Here is a 25,291-nt window from a genome sequence, read left to right as displayed (position 1 = left end):
TTTAGAATGTAGATTTTTTTTCTCTTGCTCCCGATAGCTATCGGGAGCAAGAGAAAATATATTGAAAAGTAAAAGAAAACTTTGCGTCTTAGCGCCTTCGTGGCAAATAAAAAACTATTTCAAACTTACTTTTTTACCTGTTTCAGCAGCTTTGTAAATAGCGTTGATAATTCTAACATCTTTAATTCCTTCTTCACCTGTAATATGATTCGGGAGTTTTTTGTCTGCTAAAATGACTTTACAAATCTCATCCATTTGAGTTTGCTGTTGGTTTATAACCGGAAAATTAAATGGTTTTCCATCAGATCTTTTACCTACAAAAGGTCCGTAACTCACAGCTGGACTCATTTCGAAGAAACCTTCATCGGCAGCAGCGTGAAATCGGTCGATGCCAAAACCATACGAACTGCTGCAATTAGCAACAGCACCGCTTGGAAACTCCATTTGCCAGGTAATATTTTCTTCTACTTCTTTAAATCTGTTTTTATTGTTTATGGTTCCAAATTGAGCTGTAACCGCAATTGGTTCTTCGCCTAAAACATAACGCGAAACCTGAATGCAATAAATTCCTAAATTGATCAAACAACCGCCGCCGGCCCATTTTTTAGTCAGTCTCCATTCTTTGCGGGCATTTAAATCGACTGGTTTATTAATGTCACGAACATCATACGTACTATAACCAAGACCAGTTTCAATGTAACGAACCTGTCCCAGAACTTTTTCCTGTCCGAGACGTTTTATCTCTAAATGATTTGGTTCATAATGCAGACGATAGCCCATTGCCAATTGTACATTATTATCATTGCAGACTTTTATCATTTCTTCACAGTCTTCAACAGTAATTGCCATAGGTTTTTCGACAATAACATGTTTTCCTGCTTTTGCAGCGCGGACAGTAAACTCTTTATGAAGCGAATTTGGAGTTACAACATATACCATGTCGATATTTTTGTTTTTTGCGATCGAATCGAAGTTTTCGTAGTTGTAAATGTTTTTTTCAGGAATATTATATTTCTTTTTCCATGTTTCAGCTTTAGAAGGCGTTCCTGTAACGATTCCGGCAAGCTGGCAGTATTCAGAAACCTGAAGACCTTCTGCTAATAGCGATGCATAGTTTCCTAAACCGCATAAAGCAATATTTAATTTTTTTCCTGTGTAAGGTTTATGAACCTTTTCTGCCTCGGTTATAAAAGAAGGAAGCGTCGTCATAACAACCGAAGCTCCAACGCCAAGTCCAAATTTATTTACAAAAGAACGTCTCGTGATTTTTTCCATAAAATGATTCTTTAAAATTAAATACTACTTGTATTAGTAAGCTCATTTTATGAAATGTTACATTTGTACTTTCAATTTAACCGCAAAGGATTTTTTTGTTTCTCTCTCCCGACAGCTATCGGGAGCGAGAGAAAATTTAAAGACAAAGATTTGAAAAAAATAATTCTTGAATTGCTTCGCCTGTTCGCTATCGCTCGGGTCGCGGTAAAAAAAAAAAATCGTAGAAAAACAAAATCGTTTTATATATTTGAAATCAGGATAATTTTTGCATTATTTGCAAAATAAAACCAGAACAACTGAATTAAATTAATTTATAATAGCAATACATATATGGCATTTTCAAGTTTATTCCGAAAAAAAACAGTGCAGGATATTCTGAAACAGGTTGCAAAGAACGAAGCAGACGGACATGGAGCGCTTGGAAAACACCTTACTACCAAAGATTTAACGGCTTTTGGAATTGCTGCTATTGTTGGAGCGGGAATTTTCAGCACCATTGGAAAAGCAAGTGCAGACGGAGGACCAGCTGTAATATTTTTGTTTCTTTTTACCGCTCTTGCCTGTAGTTTTGCTGCTTTTGCTTACGCTGAATTTGCTTCGATGGTTCCGGTTTCTGGAAGTGCTTATACGTATTCGTACGTGGCTTTTGGAGAAATTATCGCCTGGATTATTGGCTGGGCTTTAATTATGGAATATGCCGTAGGAAACATAACCGTCGCCATATCGTGGAGTGATTATTTTACGGGACTTCTGCAGAGTGGTGGCATTCATTTACCGCAATGGATTCAAATGGATTACTTAACTGCTTCAAACGGTTTTAATGATGCCGAAGCTTTAATGCGAGGCGGAAAATCTTTCGAAAATTTAAGTACTGCTTTACAACAGGCTCACACAGCCTGGACAACGGCGCCTACAATAGGATCTTTTCATTTTGTAACTGATTTGCCAGCTTTATTCATTATTATTTTAATTACTGCTTTGGTATACAGAGGAATGAAAGAATCTCGAAATGCAAGTAACCTTATGGTGGTTGTAAAACTTTGTGTGGTTCTTTTAGTAATTGCTGTGGGGATTTTTTATGTAGATACAGCTAATTGGGATCCGTTTGCGCCAAATGGAGTGAGCGGGGTTTTAAAAGGAGTGTCTGCTGTTTTCTTTGCATATATTGGTTTTGATGCCATTTCTACAACCGCCGAAGAATGTAAAAATCCACAAAGAGATTTACCACGCGGTATGATGTGGGCGATCATTATTTGTACGCTTTTATACATTGCTATTGCTTTGGTTTTAACCGGAATGGTTAAATATTATGAATTAAATGTTGGAGATCCTCTGGCATTTGTTTTCGATAAATTAGACTTAAAATGGATGTCTGGAATTATTGCTGTAAGTGCAGTAGTGGCGATGGCGAGCGTTTTATTGGTTTTCCAAATGGGACAGCCAAGAATCTGGATGAGTATGAGCCGTGACGGATTATTGCCAAAGAAATTCTCAACCGTTCACCCAAGATTTAAAACGCCATCTTTTGCAACAATTGTTACAGGATTTGTAGTAGCAGTTCCTGCATTATTTTTAAACTTGACAATGGTAACTGATTTATGCAGTATTGGAACTTTATTTGCCTTTGTATTGGTTTGTGCGGGAGTTCTAGTACTTCAAAACAAACCAGAAATTCCAAGAGGAAAATTTAAAACACCTTACATCAATTCAAAATACATTTTACCTGTTTTAATTATTGCGGGATTGTATTATGCTTTTGCTTTTAACAGTAAAGCTACAATGGCATTCATTAATAACGATGCACAGACTTTTGATGCAACTTCAATTGTAACATCTTTAGATAAAGAAGATTCTGAAAAAGTTTTCAGCTATTTAAAAAGTATCGATGCGACTAATAAAACTTCTGAAACTTCAGATTTAGAACATTTATTAAGCCAATATCAGGATGATGAGGTTAAATATGCTGAGGTTGTAAAAGGACTTCCAATCAGCGATTCATTAAAATACGAAACAGGATTTCAATTATTCAAACACAAAATTCCAATGTGGATTTTCTTATTTGTTTTGGTTGGATTAACAGTTTGGGCTTTTAGAAAAAATCTTTCTTTAATTCCGCTTTTAGGTTTAATCTGCTGTTTGTATATGATGGCCGAATTAAGCGTTTGGAACTGGATTTATTTCACAGTTTGGTTAATCATCGGACTTGTAATTTATTTTACATATAGTAGAAAAAATAGTAAACTTAATGCTCAGGTTATCAGTTAAGAATTATAAAAATACAAATAGAAAAGCCGTTTTGAAGTTTATTTCAAAACGGCTTTTTTCGTTTTTTTTTTGTGTCATTTCGACGAAGGAGAAATCTCCGCGACAACATTCTACAAAGATTGGAAATGTTTTGGCGAGTTTCTTGCGGAGATTTCTCCTTCGTCGAAATGACAATCATAAATTTTCTGAATTAATCACTTAATCTACAAAACCCCAAGCTCGACCATACAAGCCTTCATCATTTCATAAGTGCGCTGAATATCATTATCCAGACCAATAGAAAAACGAATCAAACCATCTGTCAATCCCATTTCTACTTGTTCTTCTAACGGAATCTCACTCGAAGTTGAAGTTCCCGGTGCGCTAAAAAGTGTTTTATAAAATCCTAAGCTTACTGCTAGATAACCCAGATTTCTTTCCTGCATTAATTCCATTAATTGATTTGCTTTCGCTAAAGTTCCAACATCGATTGTCATCATTCCGCCAAAACCATATTCTGGATTAATCATTGTTTTGTATAATTCATGACTTGGGTGACTTTTCAATCCTGGATAAACCGTTTTTAAACCATCTTTTTCAAATTGATCGGCTAGAAAATGAGCATTATGACTGTGTTGTTTAATTCGGATATGAAGCGTTCTCAAATTTTTCATCACACTAGCAGAGCGCAAACTATCCATCGTTGGTCCTAAAAGCATACTCGCACCAGAATTTACGTTTTTCAACGAATTAATAAATTCTTTAGAAGCACAAGTTACACCACCGACAGTATCACTGCTTCCGTTAATATATTTGGTCAAAGAATGAATTACAATATCGGCTCCCAATTTCGCAGGTGAAACTGACAAAGGCGAAAAAGTATTATCAACAACCAGTTTTAAATTATGCTTTTTAGCAATTTGTGCCAATCCGCGAATGTCAGCCACTTCCAAAAGCGGATTACTTACCGTTTCGCAATACAAAACTTTAGTGTTTTGTGTAATCGCTTTTTCAACAACATCTAATTTTGTGATGTCTACAAATGACGTTTCAATTCCAAAACGAGGAGTGAAGTTTTTTAGAAAAGCATATGTTCCGCCATAAATCGTTCGACTCGAAACAATGTGATCGCCTGCACCGCACAATTGTAATAGAGTAGGAGTAATTGCACCCATTCCCGAAGCCGAAACATTTGCTGTTTCTGTTCCTTCCATTGCTGCCAAAGCCTGATCCAAATACAAATTACTTGGCGAAGAATGACGCGAATACAAATAACAGCCTTCCATATTGCCTTCAAAAGTATCAAACATCGTTTTTGCTGATAAAAATGTATAAGTAGAAGAATCTGAAATCGACGGATTTACACCGCCAAATTCGCCGAAATATTGCAAATCCTGAATTTTATCTGCTGGGTTAAAGTCTTTCATTATAGTTAGTTTTTTGTTTTAAGTCTTAAAAAGAATTTTGTCAAAGAACTACCTAATTAGAAAAAATGTCAACTACTAATTATTTTTATAGATTTTAAAACTATAAAAATAGTTTTGTTATGATTTTTAATCTAAATTTGAATTGTAAAATGCAATTCTGTAGATTTTCTTTCATCTCTTAAAACCATCAAAATGACATTAGACGAAATCGATAAAAAACTTCTTGTTTTACTTCAGACTGATAGTAAAAAGACCAATAAAGAATTGTCTTTAAAACTTAATCTTTCGGTAACAGCAGTTTACGAAAGAATCAAAAAACTCGAACGCGAAGGAATTATAAAAAATTACGCAGCATTAGTAGATAAATCAAAAATCGAAAAAGGATTTGTCGTTTTTTGTCATTTAAAACTCATTCAGCACACCAAAGAATTCTTAACTAAATTCGAAAGCGAAGTCATTAAACTCAATGAAGTTTTAGAATGCCATCACGTAAGTGGTGATTACGATTATATCTTAAAGGTTTTGGTAAAAGATATGGAAGCATACAGAGAATTTTTAGTTACCAAATTAACTTCATTGCAACACATTGGAAGTACGCAAAGTATGTTTATGATTAGCGAAGTGAAAAATTCTACGGTGATTTCTTTCTAAGGTTCTAAGATGCTGAAGTTCTAAGTTTTTAATCGCGCATTTGCTAGCAAAAAATGAATTCCTTAACATAATTCAAAATTTAAAAACCTTAAATTTGATTCCAAATGGAAGTAATTTGATTCTACATAGAAGTAAACACAAGCAAAATGGAAGTAAAGGAATTAAGACGTAAGCTTATAAAAGATTTTGGAAGATTTATAGACGACGATTCTAAACTAGAGATTTTAGAAAGCGTTTTTGATGCTATAAAATATGATGAAAAAGACTCAGTTGTTCCAGATTCACATTATAATTTAGTTGCCGAAGAACGAGAAAAGTATCTTTCAGGAGAAGTTGAGGCTAGTTCTTGGGAAGAAACAGAAAAACGATTGAATGCAAAATATGGTTTTTAAGATTAAAATTTTACCATTAGCAGAAAAAGATATCGACGAATCTATTGAATTTTATGAAAGCAGAAGTAAAGGCTTAGGAAAACAATTTTTAACGTATTTAAATTCATATCTCAAGGTTTTAAAGACAAATCCGGAATTATTCGAAATTAAAAAAGAACCAAGTTATAGAGAAATGACATTGGTAAAGTTTCCATTTGTGATTATTTATGAAATCATTGGAACAGAAATAATTATTTATTCGGTATTTCATACTTCAAGAAATCCTAAAATGAAACCTTAAACTTTGCGCCTTAGCGCCTTTGCGAGCAAAACCCACAATACAGAAAAATAAAATCTTAGCGAACCTCCGTGTAAAACTTCCGCGAATCTCTGCGCTACAAAACCTCAAAATTTCACACAAAAAACATTGAAAATTAAACCTCAAACAGAACTTTATTGCTTAATTTTGTAAGCGCTAAATTAAAATTAACAAACTATGAGTTCATTTGACGTAGTCATTATAGGTTCAGGTCCTGGCGGATATGTATCAGCAATTCGTTGCGCACAATTAGGTTTCAAAACTGCTATTGTAGAAAAATATAATTCATTAGGCGGAACTTGCCTTAACGTAGGTTGTATTCCTTCAAAAGCATTATTATCATCTTCTCATCATTATGCAGAAATTGCTCATTTTGCAGATCACGGAATCGAAGTTTCTGGCGATGTAAAAATCAATTTAGAGAAAATGATCGCGCGTAAACAAGCCGTTGTAGATCAAACCGTAGGTGGAATCAACTACTTAATGGATAAAAATAAAATTACTGTTTTTAATGGTTTAGGTTCATTTGTAGATGCAACTCATATTGCTGTTGCAAAAGCTGACGGAACATCAGAAACTATCGAAGCAAAATATACTGTAATTGCTACAGGATCAAAACCATCTTCTTTACCATTCATCAAAATTGATAAAGAAAGAATCATCACTTCTACTGAAGCTTTGGCTTTAAAAGAAGTTCCAAAACACTTAGTTATTATTGGTGGAGGAGTTATCGGAATCGAGCTTGGACAAGTTTACCTTCGTTTAGGAGCTCAGGTTTCTGTAGTGGAATTCATGGACAGAATTATTCCGGGAATGGACGGTTCATTGTCTAAAGAATTAACTAAAGTGTTGAAAAAACAAGGAATGAAATTCTACGTTTCTCACAAAGTAAAATCTGTTGAAAGAAACGGCGATGCTGTTGTAGTTCAGGCTGAAAATGCAAAAGGAGAAACAATCACTTTAGAGGGAGATTATTCATTAGTTTCTGTTGGTCGTCGTCCTTACACAGACGGATTAAACGCTGACAAAGCTGGAGTTAAAATTTCTGACAGAGGACAAGTTGAGGTAAATGATCATTTACAAACTAGTGTTCCAAATATTTATGCTATTGGTGACGTTGTTCGTGGAGCAATGTTGGCACATAAAGCAGAGGAAGAAGGAGTAATGGTTGCTGAAATCTTAGCAGGTCAAAAACCACATATCGATTATAACTTAATTCCTGGTGTAGTTTACACTTGGCCAGAAGTTGCTGCAGTTGGACAAACTGAAGAGCAATTGAAAGCAGCTGGAGTTGCGTACAAATCTGGAAGTTTTCCTTTCAAAGCGTTAGGACGTGCAAGAGCAAGTGCTGACTTAGACGGATTTGTAAAAATCTTAGCTGACGAGAAAACAGACGAGGTTTTAGGAGTTCACATGATTGGAGCGCGTACAGCAGATTTAATTGCTGAAGCGGTTACTGCAATGGAATTTAAAGCTTCTGCTGAAGATATTTCTAGAATGAGCCACGCACACCCAACTTTCGCGGAAGCGGTTAAAGAAGCAGCATTGGCAGCGACAGAAAACAGAGCTTTACACGTATAATTTTTACGGAAATCATATTTTTAAAAAACCGTCCCGTCAGTTTTGACGGGACGGTTTTTTTATTGCTTTACCATTTTGAAAGTAAAATACATTCCTTTATTTTCAGTATAAAGACTGTATGTTTGATTATCTTCGTCATATAATTTATAGACATATTTTTCTCCTTTTACGCTAAAATTTTTCCTCGATATATTGTCGCTTTCAATAAACTCTAATTCAAATTCACAATTTCCTTTTTTTCTATAAAAAAGTTTTGAAAAAGTGCCGTCAGAGAATTTTTCTGTCCATAAATTACCTTCTAAATTTACTTCAACCTTATTGCCGTCATTTTCTACATAGTAATATTTTGAGATTTTATCAAAATCATCACATTGTTTTCTGGATAGAATTTGCTGTGGTTTTTCTTTTTGCATAACCCAGCTGCTTTCTGATGACTTTTGATTAAAAATCGCTACAAACTCGTTACAGTCTTTTTGTAATCTGTAAAAAATTTGTTCAAATGTTTTTCTCTGTACAATGGTGTCTTTAAATTTTGCCAGATAAGGAGAAATATGCGAATTATTGATCGTGTTAATTCTAATCTCATTGGCTAAATTTATATTTTGAACCAATGATTTACATATTTCAGTATTTAGAGAGTCAATCGCTTTTATAGATTGTGAAGAGGAGTAAGAGTAATAAAATAATAGAAACAGCAACAGGTATTTTTTCATTTCAAGTTAATAGGTTGGTTTGCCAAATGTAGCTTAAAAATAAAACTATTGTAAGGTGTATTTTAAAATTTTTGGACAAGATAATTTTTAATGCCTAAAAATATAAACTTGAAGAAAAATTTTGTAAATTAGATGTATATTTCTCGTGCTATCTTTATGATAATTAAAAAGATAGAATTATGAAAACGAAATATGTAGTTCCAATTCTTATTGGAGCAGGAATTGGTCTCGCGTTATACTCTTGCGGAGGCGGAATTCCGGAAAAAGCACAAGCCGTTACTAATTTTGACGGTGCGAAATATCTCGGGAAGTGGTACGAAATCGCTAGATTAGATTACAAATGGGAAAGAGATTTAGATAATGTTACTGCCGAGTATTCTTTGAATGAAGACAAAACAATAAAAGTTGATAATAAGGGCTATAATGTCAAAAAAGACAAATGGGAACAAAGTGTCGGGAAAGCTAGATATGTCAAAAAAGACAATATTGGTATGCTGAAAGTCTCATTTTTTGGTCCTTTTTATGCTGGTTACAATGTCGTAGCAATTGATAATGATTACAAATATGCACTTGTGGCCGGAGAAAGTTTAAAATACATGTGGATACTTTCCAGAGAAAAAACAATTCCGGAAAGTGTAAAAGCAGATTTTCTTATTAAAGCGCAGGAAATTGGTTATGATGTAACCAAATTAGTCTGGGTAAAACATGATAAGGCAAATTAAAAATAAAAAAGCTGGTACTTAAATACCGGCTTTTTTATTTTTATCTGTGTTCATCAAGGAGTAAATACAGTTTTATAGTTATCCCAATATCTGTAAATTAAAAATAGATTTCCAAGAAAAAGCAACGCTGCGATTGGCAGACCTTCTGGAGCAAGGAAATAATTAATAAACAAAATATTGATTGTAATAGGTAAAATAAGGATATTTGCCAGAGTCACAAAACGACCTGTTACAAACGAAAGACCACAAAGTAATTCAACTGTTTTAGCCAGCGGCAATAAATAAGTTGAAGCAACTAACCCCATATTAAATGCCTTAAAATTACCTGTTGTTTCTGGTTCCGGCGCAAGTTTAAAAAAGAACGAAATAGAAGCAAACAGCAGTAAAAGGCCGATCAAAACGCGGACAATAATAGTAGCAATTTTCATAATACTTAGAATTTAAATAGGTTAAATGATATAATAATTAGTGGGTTGAAAACGCAAAATCTATATTCATCAATTAAATGGAAATTCAAGTAAGTATCCTTTTTCTTGAGAATTTAACAATCAATAATATTCTATTTTGGGATTAGTTTAATGCTATATCAAATATAACGAATTTTTTCTTATGAAATTACTTCCAATATTAACACTTTTGCTTGATTTTTTTGAATTAAAAGTGTTCATTGAGCAGATTTATAATTCTTCTTGTTTATTAGAGCAACAAAATTTTTGTTGTAATTTTGAAATTTAAAATCTATTCTTTTTGAGAGTTTCAATTACCAAGCCTATTTCAAATCCAGAGCAGTTTAAACAACAGCTTTTAAATTGGGCGCAGCAGTTTCGGGAAATCGTTTTTTTAGATAGTAATTCTTATCCGCAGGAATATTCGAGTTTCGACTGTATTTTGGCCGTTGATGCTTTTACATCTTTAAAAACCGATTTTCATAATGCTTTTGAAGATTTAAAACAATATCAGCAGACTACTAAGGACTGGCTTTTTGGTTATTTATCCTATGACCTGAAAAATGATGTTGAAAATTTAAAATCAAACAACTTCGACGGATTAGAGTTTCCGGATTTATTTTTCTTTCAGCCAAAAAAAATATTTGTATTAAAGAATGGTGAGCTTCAAATTCATTATTTGTTACTGTGCGATGATGAGATAGAAGATGATTTTGAGGAAATCTTAAAAAACGAATTTAACTCTTTTGTTACGTTAGATAAAGTTGAAATACAACAGCGTATTTCGAAAGAATTATACGTTGAAAAAGTGAATAAAATGCTCGAACATATTCATAAAGGCGATATGTACGAAGCAAATTTCTGTATGGAATTTTTTGCCGAAAATGCTGTAATTAATCCGTTGGAAAAATTTCAAAAACTAAATAAAATTTCTCAGGCGCCGTTTTCTGTTTTCTTTAAAAACTATAAGCAATATCTGCTTTCGGCTTCGCCCGAACGTTATTTAAAAAAAATAGGCGATACAATTATTTCCCAGCCCATAAAAGGAACTTCTAAACGTTTTTTAGATCCTGTCGAAGATCAAAAATCGAAAGAATATTTAGAATCAGACGCAAAAGAACGGGCAGAAAATATCATGATTACAGATTTAGTTCGAAACGATTTGTCGCATACAGCTCAAAAAGGATCTGTTGAGGTAGCAGAACTTTGTAAAATTTATTCTTTTTTGCAGGTGCATCAAATGATTTCGACTATAACATCAAAATTAGATTCTCAATATAATGCTGTTGATGTTTTAAAAACAACATTTCCTATGGGAAGTATGACTGGCGCGCCTAAAATTTCGGTAATGAAAATTATCGAAAATCTGGAAGAAACCAAACGCGGGCTTTACAGTGGAGCAGTTGGTTATTTTACACCCGATGGAGATTTTGATTTTAATGTCGTAATAAGGAGTATTTTGTATAATCAGGAAAATAAATATGTTTCATTTTCGGTAGGAAGTGCCATAACATCGCTTTCAATTCCTGAAAAAGAATACGAAGAATGTCTGCTGAAAGCAAAAGCAATGCATGAAGTTTTACAGTAAATTTTTGCCACGAATTACACGAATTTTTATCGTATATTTTTTTGCCACAGATTAGAAAGATTTACACAGATTTTTTTAATTATTTTAATCCTGTAATCTGTGGCAAAAAATATATATGACAAAAAAACATCACGGTTAACATTTCATTTGAAAATAGATCAAGTTTAATTTTTTACTTTTATACGATGCTTTCAAAATTTCAAAACCATATCGTTTCCCGATTTCCTTTTCTGGCTCAGAAAAAGCTTTTTCTGGCTGTAAGCGGGGGAATTGACAGTATGGTTTTATTGCATTTGTTTAGACAGTTAAATTATAAAATTGCTGTTTTGCATTGTAATTTTCAGCTTCGCGGATTAGAAAGTTTTGGCGATCAGGAATTTATTCAAAACTATTGTGATCAAAATAACATCAAAATTTTTACAACTCAGTTTGATACCAAAGCTTTTGCCGAAGATTATAAATTGTCGACTCAGATTGCGGCAAGAGAACTTCGTTACAGTTGGTTTTATGAGCTTTTAGAAGAAGAAAACTTCGATTATATCTTAACGGCGCATCATGCCGATGATAATCTGGAAACATTTATTATCAACCTAACACGCGGTACAGGATTAGACGGTTTAACCGGAATTCCGGAAGAGAACGATCGTATAATTCGTCCGCTTCTTCCTTTTTCAAGAGAAGAAATTCTAAAATATGCAGAAGAAAATGCAGTAGAATGGAGAGAAGACAGCAGTAATGCTTCTACTAAATATCTGCGAAATAAAATCCGCCACAATTTAGTTCCGGTTTTAAAAGAAATCAATCCTAATTTTCTCGATGCTTTTCAAAAAACACAGTCATATCTTCAGGAAACAAAAGAAATGGTCGATGATGCTTCGATTATCGTTTATCAGCAGGTGGCAAAAGAAGCTGGAGATGATATTCATTTTGATTTAAATCAGCTTAAAAAACTTCCTAATTATAAATCGTATTTGTACCAATGGCTGAATGAATTTGGGTTTTCTGCCTGGAACGATATTTATGATCTGGTTGAAGGCCAGTCTGGAAAACAAGTTCTTTCGGGTGAATTTAGATTGTTGAAAAACAGAGAAACTTTGATTTTGAGTCCGTTTTCTGGCTCATCTGAAAATGATGAATATGAAATCAATGAAAACGATACAGAAGTTAATTTTCCCTTAAAAATAAAACTTAGTAACGTAAGTCACACAACATATGATTCAAATAGAGTTATATTTGTCGATTCCGAAAAAATCCGCTTTCCTCTTATATTACGTAAATGGAGAGAAGGAGATATTTTTCAGCCTTTTGGAATGAATGGAAAGTCAAAAAAAGTGAGTAAACTTTTTAAAGATGAAAAATTATCATTGATCGAAAAAGAAAAAACATGGATTTTGTGTTCTGATGACCAAATTGTATGGGTTGTTGGAATTAGACAAGACGAACGTTTTAAAATAGAAAATACCACAAATAAAATACTTAAAATAGAATTGCAATAATGAACTTTAATCAAAATCATCAATCGATACTTTCAAGAAGTATCTGGAATAAAATAACCGCCTTTTTACTGTTGTTCTTTTTTACTTTGGCAGGAAATGCACAAATTTTAGAGCCGGTAAAATGGATTTCTAAAATTGAGAAAAAAGGTAATAATGCTGTTTTAATTTTTGATGCTGTAATCGAAAAAGACTGGCACATGTATTCGCAGTTTACACCAGACGGCGGACCTTTGGCTTTAGAAATTAGTTTTAAAAACCAAAAAGGAAATTATGAATTAGTTGGAAAAGCTAAAGAAGGTAAAACCAGAACGGCTTTTAATGATGTTTTTGGCGTAGATGAAACTTTCTTTGAAGGAAAAGCACATATCGAACAGGAAATAAAAATCATTAACCCAAATTTAAAAACGGTTGATGTTGATTTTGATTTTCAGGTTTGTAAAGAAGTTTGTATTAATTCAAGTAAAAAATTCTCGATTGCTGTTCCTTCAACTTTTAAAATGGATGAGGTTCCGTCGATAACAGAAGCTAAACTTGATGAAACGAAAGTAACAGGAATCGCTGTTGATACGGTTAAAAAAGACGAAACTGCATCTTCAAAAATAGAAAAAACAGCTGAAACTGAAAAAGAAGAAATCCCTGCTCCGGCACCGGCCAGAAGTTTATGGTCAATCTTTTTTATTGCCTTTTTATCTGGATTTGCCGCATTGTTAACACCTTGCGTTTTCCCAATGATTCCTATGACGGTAAGTTTCTTTACCAAACAAAGTAAAAGTCGTGCTAAAGGAATTAGAAATGCCATTATTTACGGCCTTTCTATTATTGCAATCTATGTGATTTTAGGTCTTATTGTAACTAAAATATTTGGTGCCGATGCTTTAAACGCCTTATCTACAGATGTTTGGTTTAACCTTATCTTCTTTGTGATATTAATCATTTTTGCAACTTCATTTTTGGGAGCTTTTGAAATTATGCTTCCAAACTCATGGGCAAACAAAGCTGATCAGCAGGCAGATAAAGGAGGATTAATCGGAATTTTGTTTATGGCTTTGGCTTTGGCAATCGTATCTTTCTCTTGTACAGGACCAATTGTTGGAACATTATTAGTTGAAGCTGCTTCAAACGGAGGAATTGCTCCAGTTGTGGGAATGTTAGGGTTTTCATCTGCATTAGCACTTCCGTTTATGTTGTTTGCTATGTTCCCGGGCTGGTTAAATTCACTTCCAAAATCCGGCGGCTGGTTAAACACGGTAAAAGTAGTTTTAGGATTTTTAGAATTGGCTTTAGCATTCAAATTTTTATCAAATGCTGATTTAGTTCTTCAATTGCATTTCTTAGAAAGAGAAGTTTTCATCGCGATCTGGATCGCTATTTTTGGAGCTTTGACTTTATATTTATTCGGAAAAATTACCCTTCCTCACGATAGCCCAACACATCATATTTCGGTAGGACGATTATATTTAGGTTTATTAACTTTAGTTTTTACGATGTATTTAATTCCGGGACTTTGGGGAGCACCGTTAAAATTAATCAGCGCTTTCCCGCCGCCGCCGCAATACAGTGAAAGTCCGTTTGGAGTAGGAGGATCAGGAAATGGTGCTGTTTCTGCAGAATCAATAAAAGGTCTTCCGGAAGGAGCAGAATTAGGTCCGCATGGTATTATGGTTTTTCATGATTACGAAGATGGATTAGCTTACGCAAAAGAAATCAATAAGCCTATTATGCTTGATTTTACAGGATATGCCTGCGTAAACTGCAGAAAAATGGAAAATAATGTATGGTCTGAACCAACGATTCTGCCAATTTTAAAAAATGATGTTGTTTTGATTTCGCTTTATGTTGATGACAAACGTGAACTTCCAAAAGAAGAACAATTTACAACAGAAGCAGGAGATAAAATCATTACTGCCGGAGATAAATGGACAGATTTTATGATCTCAAAATATAAAACAAATACACAGCCTTTGTATGTAATTACAGATTTAGAAGGAAACAATTTAAATACTTCTAAACCAACAATAAGCTATGTAAGCGCCGATGAATATTTGCATTGGTTAAAAGAAGGAATTGCTAATTTTAAATAATAAAGGGTTTGGTTGGTTTGTAGTTCGTAGTTTTAGTTGATTGTTATAAGTTTCTCAATTAATCTACAATCCAAAATCTATAATAAAATAGCAGTAAAAGCAAAAAGCACTCTAAGTCAAATTTAGAGTGCTTTTTTATTTATCAAGTAACGAAAAGTGAAAATTAAATTTTATAAGAATTCTCCGTGTTGAGAAATGTCTAATCCTAGTTCTTCTTTTTCTTCAGTAACTCTTAGCGGAGTAATTTTGTTTACTACAAAGAATAAAATGTAAGAAGCTACGAAAGCAAAGATTGATACAACAACCATTGCAGTTAACTGGTTGATGAATAAAGTTGGAGTTCCGAAGATTAAACCTTGGTTATCTCCAACAGCAGGGTTAATAGCTTTTGAAGCAAAAACTCCGGTTAGCAGCATACCTACCATACCACCAACTCCGTGACATGCAAATACATCAAGAGCATCGTCGATTTTTCCTTTAGGGAATTTACTAACAACAATGTTACTTACAATTGCTGAGAATAAACCAATGAAAATAGCGTGAGAAATACTTACGAAACCAGCAGCAGGTGTAATAGCAACAAGACCTACAACAGCTCCAATACAAGCTCCAAGAGCTGATAATTTGTGGCCTAAAATTTTATCAAGGAAAACCCAAGCCATTGCAGCAGCGGCAGCAGCAACTGTAGTTGTTCCTAAAGCCTGAGCGGCAAGTCCGTTAGCTCCTAATGCAGATCCGGCGTTGAAACCAAACCATCCAAACCAAAGTAAACCTGTTCCTAATAATACATAAGTAATTCTGGCAGGATTTACTTTTTGAACTTTTCTTTTTCCTAAGAAGATAGCTCCTGCTAATGCAGCCCATCCGGCACTCATGTGAACTACAGTTCCACCAGCGAAGTCTAATACTCCCATTTTAAAGAAAACTCCATCAGGATGCCAAGTCATGTGAGCAAGAGGCGTGTATATCAATAATATAAATAAAACCATGAATAGCAAATAAGCCCAGAAACGTACACGTTCTGCAAAAGCACCTGTAATTAATGCAGGAGTAATGATAGCAAATTTTGCCTGAAATAATGCGAATAATATAAACGGAATAGTTGGTGCAAGGCTCCATGCAGTATTTGTTCCAACACCTTCAAAGAATAAATTATAAGATGGGTTTCCAATAATTCCTCCAATAGTTGGTCCAAAAGCCAATCCAAAAGCAACAACAGTCCATAGGATAGTAACAATTACCATTGCCATAAAACTTTGAAGCATAGTACTAATTACGTTTTTCTTACCTACCATACCTCCGTAGAAAAATCCTAATCCCGGTGTCATTAACAATACAAATGCAGTTGCAACGATCATCCAGGCAGTATCTCCTGTATCAAATTTTACAGCTTCTGCGGGAATTGGGTTATCAGCGATGATAAAATTTGATATAAAGGTTAGTACTAAAATAGTGATAAGAATCACACTTAAAATAATTTTTCGCATAGTTATTTAGTTTTAAAATTTTTGATAAAAGTATAAAATGATTTGATACCCCATAAAAAAATAGGGTTGGTTGTTTAATTTTTGTTAAATTTAGAATTTGACCCCTTAAATTTTGCATGAATTTCTTAAAACAAACTTAAAATTTACATTTTGGCAGCAATTTTTTTTCCTTTCATCCCAAATCACGCATTTCGATTAAAATTTTAATAGATTTTTTTGAGTTAAAATTGTGTTTTAGTACTTAAAAAGATTTAAATGTTGTTTTTGTTGAAGTATATTTGATGTTTTTAACAATTTTAGTAATTAAAATTTAAGAATGAAAAAGCAGAAAATAAAGTGGGGAATTATTGGCTTAGGAAACATTGCAAATCAGTTTGCAGGTGATTTACTTTTGATTGAAAATGCAGAATTAACCGCAGTGGCTTCGAGAGATCTTTCTAATGCCAGAGAATTTGCAAAACAATACAAAGCGGCAAAAGCTTATGAATCGTATGATTTGCTTTTTGATGATCCTGAAGTTGATATCGTATACATTGCAACGCCTCATAATTCACACGCTGAGTTATCTATAAAAGCATTAGAAAGCGGTAAACATGTTTTATGCGAAAAACCAATGGCATTATCTTATACTGATGCTCAACGTATGGTTCAAGCTGCTAAAAAGTACAATAAGTTTTTTATGGAAGCATTTTGGACCCGTTTTATTCCATCGATACAAGAGGTTTTACAAAAAATAGAAAATGGAATAATTGGAAACGTAAACTATATAAAAGCTGATTTTGCCTTTCACGGAAGTGAAACAGAAAACAAAAGACTTTTTGAAAAAGAGCTGGGAGGCGGAGCGTTATTTGATATTGGCGTTTATCCATTGTTTCTTTCTTATATATTGTTAGGAAACCCAAAAGAAATTTTAGCAAAAGCCATTAAACATAGAAATGATATTGATTTACAGATTTCTATGATTTTGCAATACGAGTCGGCTCAGTCAGTTTTACATGCTTCGATAGTTTCAGAATCTGATATGAAAGCCGTTATTGCAGGAACTGAAGGAAGAATAGAATTAAATGTGCCTTGGTATGCTGCAAATGGGTATTCGTTATTTAAAAACGACGAAAAAGAAGCAGTTATAACTTTACCAACTCTTGGAAAAGGATATTCTCATGAAATAATTGAGTGTCAAAATTGTATTCTTAACAATCAAATTGAAAGCAAACTTTGGTCGCATCAGAATTGTACGGATTTGAGCAGAATAGTGGAGGAGGTTAAAATTAAATCAGAATATTGAGTTATAAATCATATCCGTAGCCAACATAATTGATTTCTTTTTCTTTAAAAAACTTTTTGAATACTTTTACCTTTTCATCTATTTCCGTGAGAGTCTTTTCAATTAAGTTTTTATCAAATATCCAGGTTTTATTAATAAAACTATCTGTCCATTGTACGGTATCGTCTTTATGAAAAACTTTAATACCTTCTTCTCGTCCTGAACATTCTGGAAAACCACAATTACAGCAAAATATAAAATATTCACCATCTGATTCTAAGCTTTGTAATAAAGCTGAAGTATTAACCATTTCTCCATTAATGTATGGTCTTTCACCATTTATAATGATTTCTATATTTCCATACATCCAAATATTTAAGTTTGGAGCTTGCACAGCGATTACGTTGAGTTCTATTAATATGTTGTCTAATGATTCGTTCATGATATCAATTTAATAAAAATCTATATAATAAAGCCATTCTCCGGTTTTCCTGTTTTTTGCAAAATAGAATTTACCGCTGTCAACGATGTTTAAATGGGCTTTTTCATCAGAAGCAATCTGTATAACAAATTCATAATCTTCTCCAAAGTTAATACCGGACTGGCAATATGCAGCATAACCTCCAATTTTGTGTTCATAGTGATTTTCAACAACATCGTAATAGGATTCAATTATACCTGAATCTTCCATTTCATTGATTCGATCTGTAATATCTTCAGATATTTCTTGATCTTCCCAAACTGGGTAGTCTTTTTCAATTAAATGATGAGATAGGGGAAAAGGTTTTATATATGAATTTTCATTTTTTAAATCTTTAATTACAATTTGACTTATATCGCTATATTCACGCAAAATCCAGTTATTTCCATTTTTATTTAAATCCATTGGAAAATCCTGCGATATGAAAGCAGTAATTAATTCCGTTTCTTTTAAGATTTCGGGAATAAAAGGCAGATTCTTTAAATAAATTTGAAATAAAGGAAACATTTGTCTGCCCTGATTGTCTAAAGGAATCTCTTCATTTTCAAGATATAAATAAACTCTTCCAATCCAACTTTCAGAAATAGAATTGGTTGGTTTAAAACCACCAAATTTGAATCCAGTTGCTTTTTTTACAAGTTCGCTTTTTATTTTTTCTATTTCATCCATTTTTTGAACTAATCTAATAGATTTTTTAAATAAAACTGTACAATTTTATTAGTTTATAAAAGTAATAAAATATTTACAAAATAATTCTGTTTTTATTCAGCTAAAAAACTATTTTTACTTTTTTATAAGAATTTATTTATGTTAGTAAAAGTTTACGGAAGTGCCGTTTTTGGAGTTGAAGCAACGACCATTACTATGGAAGTACATATGGATAAAGGAATTGGTTATCATTTAGTTGGACTTCCGGATAATGCCATAAAAGAAAGCAGTTACAGAATCGCAGCCGCTTTAAAAAACAACGGATTAAGTCTTCCGGGAAAAAAAATCACAATTAATATGGCGCCTGCTGATCTCAGGAAAGAGGGTTCTGCGTACGATCTCCCTCTGGCGATGGGAATATTAATTGGTTCAGACCAAATAAAAGCGCCAGAAATTGAACAATATATTATTATGGGCGAACTTTCTCTGGACGGCAGTCTCCAGCCTATTCGTGGTGCACTGCCAATCGCGATAAAAGCAAAAGAAGAAGGTTATAAAGGATTTTTTCTTCCCATTCAAAATGTAAAAGAAGCAGCCATTGTTACGGGATTAGATGTTTACGGTGTTACTAATCTGCAGGAAATCATCGATTTTTTTGCCGGAAAAGGGACTCTTCAGCCAACTGTTATTGATACCCGAGCCGAATTTTATAAAACTTTAGATTTTCCTGAATTTGATTTTTCAGATGTTCGCGGACAAGAAAGCATAAAACGCTGTATGGAAATTGCGGCAGCGGGTGGACATAATATTATTTTAATTGGCCCGCCGGGAGCCGGAAAAACCATGCTGGCCAAACGTGTTCCGAGTATTTTACCGCCTATGACATTGCGCGAAGCACTTGAAACGACTAAAATTCATAGTGTTGCCGGAAAATTAAAAGAAGTAGGATTGATGAACCAGCGTCCGTTTAGAAGTCCGCATCATACAATTTCAAATGTTGCTTTAGTTGGAGGCGGAAGTTATCCACAGCCGGGAGAAATTTCGATGGCACACAACGGCGTTTTGTTTTTAGACGAACTGCCAGAATTTAAACGTGATGTTCTCGAAGTAATGCGTCAGCCGCTCGAAGATCGTGAAGTAACTATTTCGCGTGCTAAATTTACCGTTACATATCCGTCGTCGTTTATGCTTGTGGCGAGTATGAATCCAAGTCCGAGTGGTTTTTTCAACGATCCAAGTATGCCTAATACTTCTTCACCACATGAAATGCAGCGTTATATGAGTAAAATTTCAGGCCCGCTTTTAGACCGAATCGATATTCATATTGAAGTAACTCCGGTTCCTTTTGAGAAATTAGCTGATGACCGCAAAGCCGAAAGCAGTGTTGAAATCCGCAAACGCGTAACTGCTGCCAGAGAAATTCAAACCAAACGTTTTGAGGGAATTGAAAACATACATTATAATGCGCAAATGAGCAGTAAACTGATTCGTGAATTTTGTGCGCTGGATGAGCAATCAAAAGAGTTATTAAAAAATGCCATGGAACGCTTAAATCTTTCTGCAAGAGCTTATGACAGAATACTGAAAGTCGCCAGAACTATTGCTGATTTAGATCATTCTGAAAATATTATTTCATTTCACATTGCCGAAGCGATTCAATATAGAAGTTTAGATCGCGAAGGATGGCTGGGGTGATTTGATTTTAGATTTATTTCCAGGGATATTTAATTAAAAGTAAACTCAAAGTATTGTCATTTCGACGAAAGGTGAAATCACACACAAAATTCCACAAAGATTAACAATATGCTTTGTTCGATTTCTGTTCGATTTCTCCTTTCGTCTAAATGATAAATAAACTTATTTCAATTCAATAAAATCTTCAATTCTAATATCTTCTAAAAACAAATCGTCATGCGAAACTACAATCAAAGTTCCCTGATATTCGTTAATTGCAGCGGTTAAAATTTCGATGTTTTGAATGTCAAGATTATTGGTAGGTTCATCTAAAATAATAATATCGGGCGCTTTTGTATTAATCGTTAAACAGCAGAGTAATAAACGCATTTTTTCGCCTCCGCTTAAAGCGCTGCACGATTTGTCCCAATCATTTTGAGAAAACAAAAACTTGTTGAGTTTCATTTTTAAGATATGTTCTTCTAAACCTGAATCATTAAATTTCTGAACCTGATTATAAACCGTTAATTGATTTTCGATTAAAGAATAATCCTGATCAATGTAAATTATTTTGGCCTCGGCTTTATGAACTGTCCCAATTTTAGGTTCTAGTTTTCCGGTTATCATTTTAATTAAAGTAGTTTTTCCGGAACCATTTAAACCTTTTATGGCAATTCTGTTACCGCTTTTAATTTGAACATTCAGAGGTTTTTTCCATAATAATCGATCTTCAAAAGCATGATTGATATTTGTGCCTGTAAAAAGAATTTTGCCTTTATGTAAATCTGTTTTTTCAAATCCAAATTTCATTTTGTCAATCTCAGGCAAAGCCGAACGCAGATTTTGTAAATCTTTAGAAATACCTCCAATTTTTTCTGCGTGAACATCTTTTGTTTTCGCAGTACTGTTTTCGGCATTGTTTCGCAAAGTATTCATCATGATGCGTGAAACTCCGGCTTTTTTTTGTTTTTTCTCGCCTCGCGAATCTAATTTGTTCTGGCGTTCGAGAGTTTCGCGTTCTTTTTCTTTTGCTTTGCGAAGCGCTTTTTCTTTACTCTGAATATCCTGACTCAAAGCATTGTTTTCAATTTGCTTTTGTTCAGTATAAAAATCATAATTACCGCCATAAACAGTAATTCCGTGTCTGGTGAGTTCGTAAACAGAATTGAGTAAATTCAAAAGTTTTCGATCGTGGCTTACTATTATTAAAGTTGCTGATGTACTTTTTATAAAGTCGTATAATAATTTCCTACCGGCAAAATCTAGATGATTGCTGGGTTCGTCGAGCAAGACAAGTTCAGGCTGATGAATTGAAATTCCGGCCAGAAAAACTTTTGTTTTTTGTCCGCCGCTCAGTGTTTCGAGTTTTTGGTCGAGTTTTAAATCATTCAGTTCCCAATATTGCAACGCTTCATTGCAACGGTCTTCGATTGTCCAGTCGTCGTTAAGTATGCTGAGGTTTTCTTCAGAAACATTTCCGTCCAGAATTTCCTTAAAGGCATTTAGTTTTTCTTCAACATTTAAAGCCTGAGCTATAGTTAACTGATTAAACTGTCCGAAAATCTGAGGTACATAATAAGGCGATGCGTTTATAGTAAGCGTACCTTGTGAAGCCTGCAGTTCTCCGGCAATAATTTTTAATAAAGTTGATTTTCCAACTCCGTTATTGCCAATTAAGGCAATTTTATCGTGATTGTTAACTGTAAAAGTAACGGCATCAAACAAAAGTTCTTTGTTCGCATGCAGATATGAGATATTCTGTAAAATAACCATAATTTCTTTCTTAAAGGAATAAACAAATATGCAAGCCGATATTTCAGCTTACTTTAAAATTGTCCGAAAGAAATTTTTATTCACATAGAGATTGTGCGGTTATTTAGTGGTGCAAAGATATAAAAATATTTTTTTACGATTTACAACTTCAATTATTCAAACTTTAAATTAGCATTTTTAGACATTAAATAAGAGGTTAGTTTTTTTATTTTTCCGTTTTCCATTTCAAAAACATCGCAAAAAACGGCATCGAGTTTATTACCGTTTTTCATATTTCCCTGTACAGCGCCTTCGGCAATTACGATATCATTTTCTTCAATTAATTTTACAATCTGAATGGTGGGACTTCCTGTAAAATTATCATTTTCAATTTCTTTATCAAAAGCTTCTTTGCCATCATGTCTATAAATTCCGGGCATTTCCCAAATTATATCTTCTGTTAAACAAGCCAGAATCCTTTGATGATCGCTTACCATAAAAGCTGCCATATATTCATTTACAGTTTGTTTATTTGGTGTCATGATAAAAGAATTTTAAAGGGTTAACTTTTGATAATCAACAGTGTGAATTTACAAAATTTTTGAAACACTCCAGAAATTCATTTATTTGTGAGTCTGCGGATAAAAGAATTTAAATGAATTAAAAACTGCTAAATGCAGAATTGTGCCGTGATTTTCATTAGGGAAATAATCAAAATACACTTTTACATTTTTGCTTTTCGACAATTGTATTTTCTCGGAAAGTAAATTCGCATCAACTTCCATTACTCTCGGAATTTCGGTTGGTGTTAAACCTTCTTTACCTACGGCAATGTAGATTTCAGTTGGCTGTTGAAAGTTTTCCTGAAGAATTTGAGAATCTAAATTAAGGATAGAACCATTATCCCACCAAATACTTGGGCTTACAATTACGTATTTATTAAAAAGTGATGGTTTTTTAAGCAGAATTTCAGAGCCTAACAAACCGCCAAGAGACTGCCCGATAATAGTTTTAGAATCTGTTGTTTTGTATTTTTTATCTATAAAAGGCTGTAATTCTTTTTCGATAAAAGCAATAAATTTATCAGAATGTCCGGTAGTTGGAAAACGGGTTTTATCTTTTTCAAGAGTAGTAGGGAAGGTGAAATCCCTTTTTCTGTCAACAGTAGCGATTCCAACCACGATTGATTTTGGAACCTGATTAATCCATTCAAAACTATTAAACTGAACTAATCCAGCAATATGAATAAAATCTTCATTAGCAGAACCGTCTAGTAAATAAATAACAGGATATTTTACAGTGTCAGCCGGATTATAACCTTCTGGAAGATAGATGTTCAGGATTCTGTTTTCGCCTAATTCTTTAGATTGAATTTCATCAATTACGCCTAAAACAAATGGTTTTGAGGTTTCGGTTGTTTTAGATTTTTTGTTTTGACTGAAAAGGAACGAAGTGAAAAAAAGTAAAAATGAGGCGATTAAGAATTTGTTCATTGATTGATGTAAAAATGATTTTTAAAAGACGAAAGTTACAATTTATTTTTGCTGCTTTCGTCTTTTGTATCATTTGTAAGGATTTATTTTGATTTTTCGTCAAAAATTTTATCCAGACCTTCCATGGCAATTGTAAAGCCTTCTTTAAAGCCCATTTGTATAATCATTTCAAGATCAGAAAGTTTTTCGTGTTTAATAATTACATCAACAAAAGTTGAATTATCTTTTTCAGAAAAAGTAACATCCCAGTCAGAACGTGGAAATTCTGTATTTAAATTTCCTTCGCTATCGCAAAAAGCATCCAGCCACTTTATATTTGTTTTAGGATGAATTGATGTATAATCAGCCAGCGCCCAATGTTCTTCGCCTTCTGGTCCAACCATGGCATACAATCTTCGTCCGCCTTCTTTAAAATCCATACTTTTTGTTCTGGATTTCCACGGAGCCGGTGCCCACCATTGGTCAAGAATTTCGACTTCTGTCCATGCAGACCAAACGTTCGATAACGACGCGTTGAATTCGCGCTTTACCTTTACAGTATTATTTTCTTTGTCTACAGTAAAATTCATTAAAAGATTTGATTTCATTTTCTTTCGATTTATTGTTAATAATACGTTCTATTATAGATAACGTTATTTTTACTTTCTTGTTTCAAAAATTTCGTCTAAAGCTTTCATGGCAGAAGTAAATCCTTCTTTGAAACCCATTTCGATAATTTTTTGTAATTCTTCAAAGCTCTCTCGTGTAATAACAATGTCAACAAAGGTTGAATCTCCCTGCTCAGAAAAATTAATATCCCAGTACGAACTTCCAAACTCAGAATTTGGATTTCCATCGGCATCAGAAAATGTAGCTGCGTATTTGAAATTTGTTTTAGGAGAAATCGAAGTATAATCAAAAGTACTCCAGCGTTCCTGTCCGTCCGGACCAACCATGGCATATAATCTGCGTCCGCCTTCTTTAAATTCCATGTTTTTAGTTTTAGATTTAAACGGAGCCGGCGCCCACCACAAATCAAGAATTTCAGGTTCTGTCCAGGCAGACCAGACGTTAGACAATGATGCGTTGAATTCGCGTTTTACATTTACGGTTTTATTTTCCTTGTCTACAGAAAAATTCATTAACAAATCAGCTTTCATTTTCTTTAGATTTTAAATTAAGTAATACTTGATCTAATTGTGTAAATCGGCTTTCCCAAATTGCTTTAAATTGCTCCAGCCATTGATCTATTTCTTTCATTTTATCAATTTTAAGTTGATAATAAATTTCTCTCCCCATTTTTTTTTCTTCCAGTAAATCACATTCATTTAATATTTTAATGTGTTTGGAAACCGCTTGTCTGGTGGTTTGAAATTGTTCCGCAATGGCATTTGGTGTTAATGCACTTGAAGAAACCAAAACCAAAATGGCTCTGCGGGTAGGATCGGCAATGGCCTGAAAAATATCTCGTTTCATTATAATAAAAAATAAGCAACTAATCAGTTGCAAATATAAGCAACTTTTTGGTTGCGCAAATTAAATTTTGATGTTTTTTTGAATTTGATATAAAAAAAGACGCATTCTTAAATGCGTCTTTCG

24 protein-coding genes are annotated in these 25,291 nt (G+C 33.6%); 11 read left to right on the top strand and 13 right to left on the bottom strand.

The features are described from left to right. Positions 1-114 precede the first annotated feature (114 nt). Complete coding sequence (locus ABD859_RS14525) at positions 115-1,275, bottom strand: Gfo/Idh/MocA family protein (RefSeq protein WP_345145338.1); 1,161 nt, start codon at positions 1,273-1,275, stop codon at positions 115-117. A 330-nt stretch (positions 1,276-1,605) separates the two neighbouring features. Between ABD859_RS14525 and ABD859_RS14520 the strand changes: the two genes are divergently transcribed. Then, positions 1,606-3,540 (top strand): amino acid permease, encoded by a 1,935-nt coding sequence (locus ABD859_RS14520; RefSeq protein WP_345145337.1) that lies wholly within the window; start codon positions 1,606-1,608, stop codon positions 3,538-3,540. Positions 3,541-3,743: 203 nt separating this feature from the next. Here the strand turns inward: ABD859_RS14520 and ABD859_RS14515 are convergent, their stop codons facing one another. Further along, positions 3,744-4,946, bottom strand: a complete 1,203-nt coding sequence (locus ABD859_RS14515; RefSeq protein ID WP_345145336.1) for an aminotransferase class I/II-fold pyridoxal phosphate-dependent enzyme — start codon at positions 4,944-4,946, stop codon at positions 3,744-3,746. A 192-nt stretch (positions 4,947-5,138) separates the two neighbouring features. Between ABD859_RS14515 and ABD859_RS14510 the strand changes: the two genes are divergently transcribed. The 4 genes from ABD859_RS14510 to lpdA all read left to right on the top strand — a co-directional run bounded on the left by ABD859_RS14510 (position 5,139) and on the right by lpdA (position 7,868). After that, complete coding sequence (locus ABD859_RS14510; protein WP_053471104.1) at positions 5,139-5,597, top strand: Lrp/AsnC family transcriptional regulator; 459 nt, start codon at positions 5,139-5,141, stop codon at positions 5,595-5,597. A 146-nt stretch (positions 5,598-5,743) separates the two neighbouring features. Beyond that, positions 5,744-5,989, top strand: coding sequence for a hypothetical protein (locus ABD859_RS14505; RefSeq protein WP_345145335.1), 246 nt, complete (start codon positions 5,744-5,746; stop codon positions 5,987-5,989). Beyond that, positions 5,979-6,269 (top strand): type II toxin-antitoxin system RelE/ParE family toxin, encoded by a 291-nt coding sequence (locus ABD859_RS14500; protein WP_345145334.1) that lies wholly within the window; start codon positions 5,979-5,981, stop codon positions 6,267-6,269. Before ABD859_RS14505 ends, ABD859_RS14500 begins: the two co-directional genes overlap by 11 nt. A gap of 195 nt (positions 6,270-6,464) precedes the next feature. Continuing rightward, positions 6,465-7,868 carry a dihydrolipoyl dehydrogenase gene (lpdA, locus tag ABD859_RS14495; RefSeq protein ID WP_345145333.1) on the top strand — a complete coding sequence of 468 codons (1,404 nt, stop codon included), beginning with the start codon at positions 6,465-6,467 and terminating at the stop codon, positions 7,866-7,868. Between the two features lie 59 nt (positions 7,869-7,927). On the opposite strand, the gene ABD859_RS14490 is transcribed toward lpdA, so the two are convergent. Continuing rightward, positions 7,928-8,581, bottom strand: a complete 654-nt coding sequence (locus tag ABD859_RS14490) for a hypothetical protein (RefSeq protein ID WP_345145332.1) — start codon at positions 8,579-8,581, stop codon at positions 7,928-7,930. A 179-nt stretch (positions 8,582-8,760) separates the two neighbouring features. Here ABD859_RS14490 and ABD859_RS14485 point away from each other — a divergent pair, with 179 nt between their 5' ends. Further along, the gene (locus ABD859_RS14485; protein WP_345145331.1) at positions 8,761-9,303 is read left to right on the top strand and encodes a lipocalin family protein; all 543 of its coding nucleotides are present in this window, start codon (positions 8,761-8,763) and stop codon (positions 9,301-9,303) included. A gap of 53 nt (positions 9,304-9,356) precedes the next feature. On the opposite strand, the gene ABD859_RS14480 is transcribed toward ABD859_RS14485, so the two are convergent. Continuing rightward, positions 9,357-9,731, bottom strand: coding sequence for a DoxX family membrane protein (locus ABD859_RS14480; protein ID WP_345145330.1), 375 nt, complete (start codon positions 9,729-9,731; stop codon positions 9,357-9,359). A 319-nt stretch (positions 9,732-10,050) separates the two neighbouring features. On the opposite strand from ABD859_RS14480, the gene ABD859_RS14475 reads away from it, so the two are divergent. The 3 genes from ABD859_RS14475 to ABD859_RS14465 all read left to right on the top strand — a co-directional run bounded on the left by ABD859_RS14475 (position 10,051) and on the right by ABD859_RS14465 (position 14,914). After that, entirely contained in the window at positions 10,051-11,337 is a 1,287-nt protein-coding gene (locus ABD859_RS14475; protein ID WP_345145329.1) for an anthranilate synthase component I family protein, read from the top strand. Positions 11,338-11,522: 185 nt separating this feature from the next. Next, the gene (gene tilS, locus ABD859_RS14470) at positions 11,523-12,833 is read left to right on the top strand and encodes a tRNA lysidine(34) synthetase TilS (protein ID WP_345145328.1); all 1,311 of its coding nucleotides are present in this window, start codon (positions 11,523-11,525) and stop codon (positions 12,831-12,833) included. Further along, positions 12,833-14,914: a protein-disulfide reductase DsbD family protein gene (locus ABD859_RS14465; protein ID WP_345145327.1), complete on the top strand. Its 2,082-nt coding sequence runs from the start codon at positions 12,833-12,835 to the stop codon at positions 14,912-14,914. The genes tilS and ABD859_RS14465 overlap by 1 nt, the downstream gene beginning before the upstream one ends. Positions 14,915-15,084: 170 nt before the next feature. Here the strand turns inward: ABD859_RS14465 and ABD859_RS14460 are convergent, their stop codons facing one another. After that, positions 15,085-16,401 carry an ammonium transporter gene (locus tag ABD859_RS14460; RefSeq protein ID WP_345145326.1) on the bottom strand — a complete coding sequence of 439 codons (1,317 nt, stop codon included), beginning with the start codon at positions 16,399-16,401 and terminating at the stop codon, positions 15,085-15,087. 316 nt (positions 16,402-16,717) lie between these two features. Here ABD859_RS14460 and ABD859_RS14455 point away from each other — a divergent pair, with 316 nt between their 5' ends. Further along, a complete protein-coding gene (locus ABD859_RS14455) occupies positions 16,718-17,686 on the top strand; it encodes a Gfo/Idh/MocA family protein (RefSeq protein WP_345145325.1) in 969 nt (322 codons plus the stop codon). A gap of 1 nt (position 17,687) precedes the next feature. On the opposite strand, the gene ABD859_RS14450 is transcribed toward ABD859_RS14455, so the two are convergent. Beyond that, positions 17,688-18,107, bottom strand: a complete 420-nt coding sequence (locus tag ABD859_RS14450) for a hypothetical protein (protein WP_345145324.1) — start codon at positions 18,105-18,107, stop codon at positions 17,688-17,690. A gap of 9 nt (positions 18,108-18,116) precedes the next feature. Further along, positions 18,117-18,815 (bottom strand): DUF1963 domain-containing protein, encoded by a 699-nt coding sequence (locus ABD859_RS14445; RefSeq protein WP_345145323.1) that lies wholly within the window; start codon positions 18,813-18,815, stop codon positions 18,117-18,119. 138 nt (positions 18,816-18,953) lie between these two features. Here ABD859_RS14445 and ABD859_RS14440 point away from each other — a divergent pair, with 138 nt between their 5' ends. Next, the gene (locus tag ABD859_RS14440; RefSeq protein WP_345145322.1) at positions 18,954-20,489 is read left to right on the top strand and encodes a YifB family Mg chelatase-like AAA ATPase; all 1,536 of its coding nucleotides are present in this window, start codon (positions 18,954-18,956) and stop codon (positions 20,487-20,489) included. A 162-nt stretch (positions 20,490-20,651) separates the two neighbouring features. Here ABD859_RS14440 and ABD859_RS14435 read toward each other — a convergent pair whose 3' ends face one another. From ABD859_RS14435 to ABD859_RS14410, 6 genes are all read right to left on the bottom strand, one after another. After that, positions 20,652-22,241: an ABC-F family ATP-binding cassette domain-containing protein gene (locus ABD859_RS14435; RefSeq protein ID WP_345145321.1), complete on the bottom strand. Its 1,590-nt coding sequence runs from the start codon at positions 22,239-22,241 to the stop codon at positions 20,652-20,654. A gap of 152 nt (positions 22,242-22,393) precedes the next feature. Then, positions 22,394-22,762, bottom strand: coding sequence for a nuclear transport factor 2 family protein (locus tag ABD859_RS14430; protein ID WP_345145320.1), 369 nt, complete (start codon positions 22,760-22,762; stop codon positions 22,394-22,396). 81 nt (positions 22,763-22,843) lie between these two features. Further along, complete coding sequence (locus ABD859_RS14425; protein ID WP_345145319.1) at positions 22,844-23,713, bottom strand: alpha/beta hydrolase; 870 nt, start codon at positions 23,711-23,713, stop codon at positions 22,844-22,846. Between the two features lie 83 nt (positions 23,714-23,796). Then, complete coding sequence (locus tag ABD859_RS14420; protein ID WP_345145318.1) at positions 23,797-24,300, bottom strand: SRPBCC family protein; 504 nt, start codon at positions 24,298-24,300, stop codon at positions 23,797-23,799. Positions 24,301-24,351: 51 nt separating this feature from the next. Continuing rightward, positions 24,352-24,852 (bottom strand): SRPBCC family protein, encoded by a 501-nt coding sequence (locus tag ABD859_RS14415; RefSeq protein WP_345145317.1) that lies wholly within the window; start codon positions 24,850-24,852, stop codon positions 24,352-24,354. After that, positions 24,842-25,168, bottom strand: a complete 327-nt coding sequence (locus ABD859_RS14410) for an ArsR/SmtB family transcription factor (RefSeq protein ID WP_345145316.1) — start codon at positions 25,166-25,168, stop codon at positions 24,842-24,844. The genes ABD859_RS14415 and ABD859_RS14410 overlap by 11 nt, the downstream gene beginning before the upstream one ends. Positions 25,169-25,291 lie beyond the last annotated feature (123 nt).

Origin of the sequence: Flavobacterium ginsengiterrae, from assembly GCF_039539785.1 — a bacterium.
In the GTDB taxonomy this organism is placed as follows: domain Bacteria; phylum Bacteroidota; class Bacteroidia; order Flavobacteriales; family Flavobacteriaceae; genus Flavobacterium; species Flavobacterium ginsengiterrae.
This window is presented reverse-complemented; position numbering and strand designations above follow the sequence as displayed.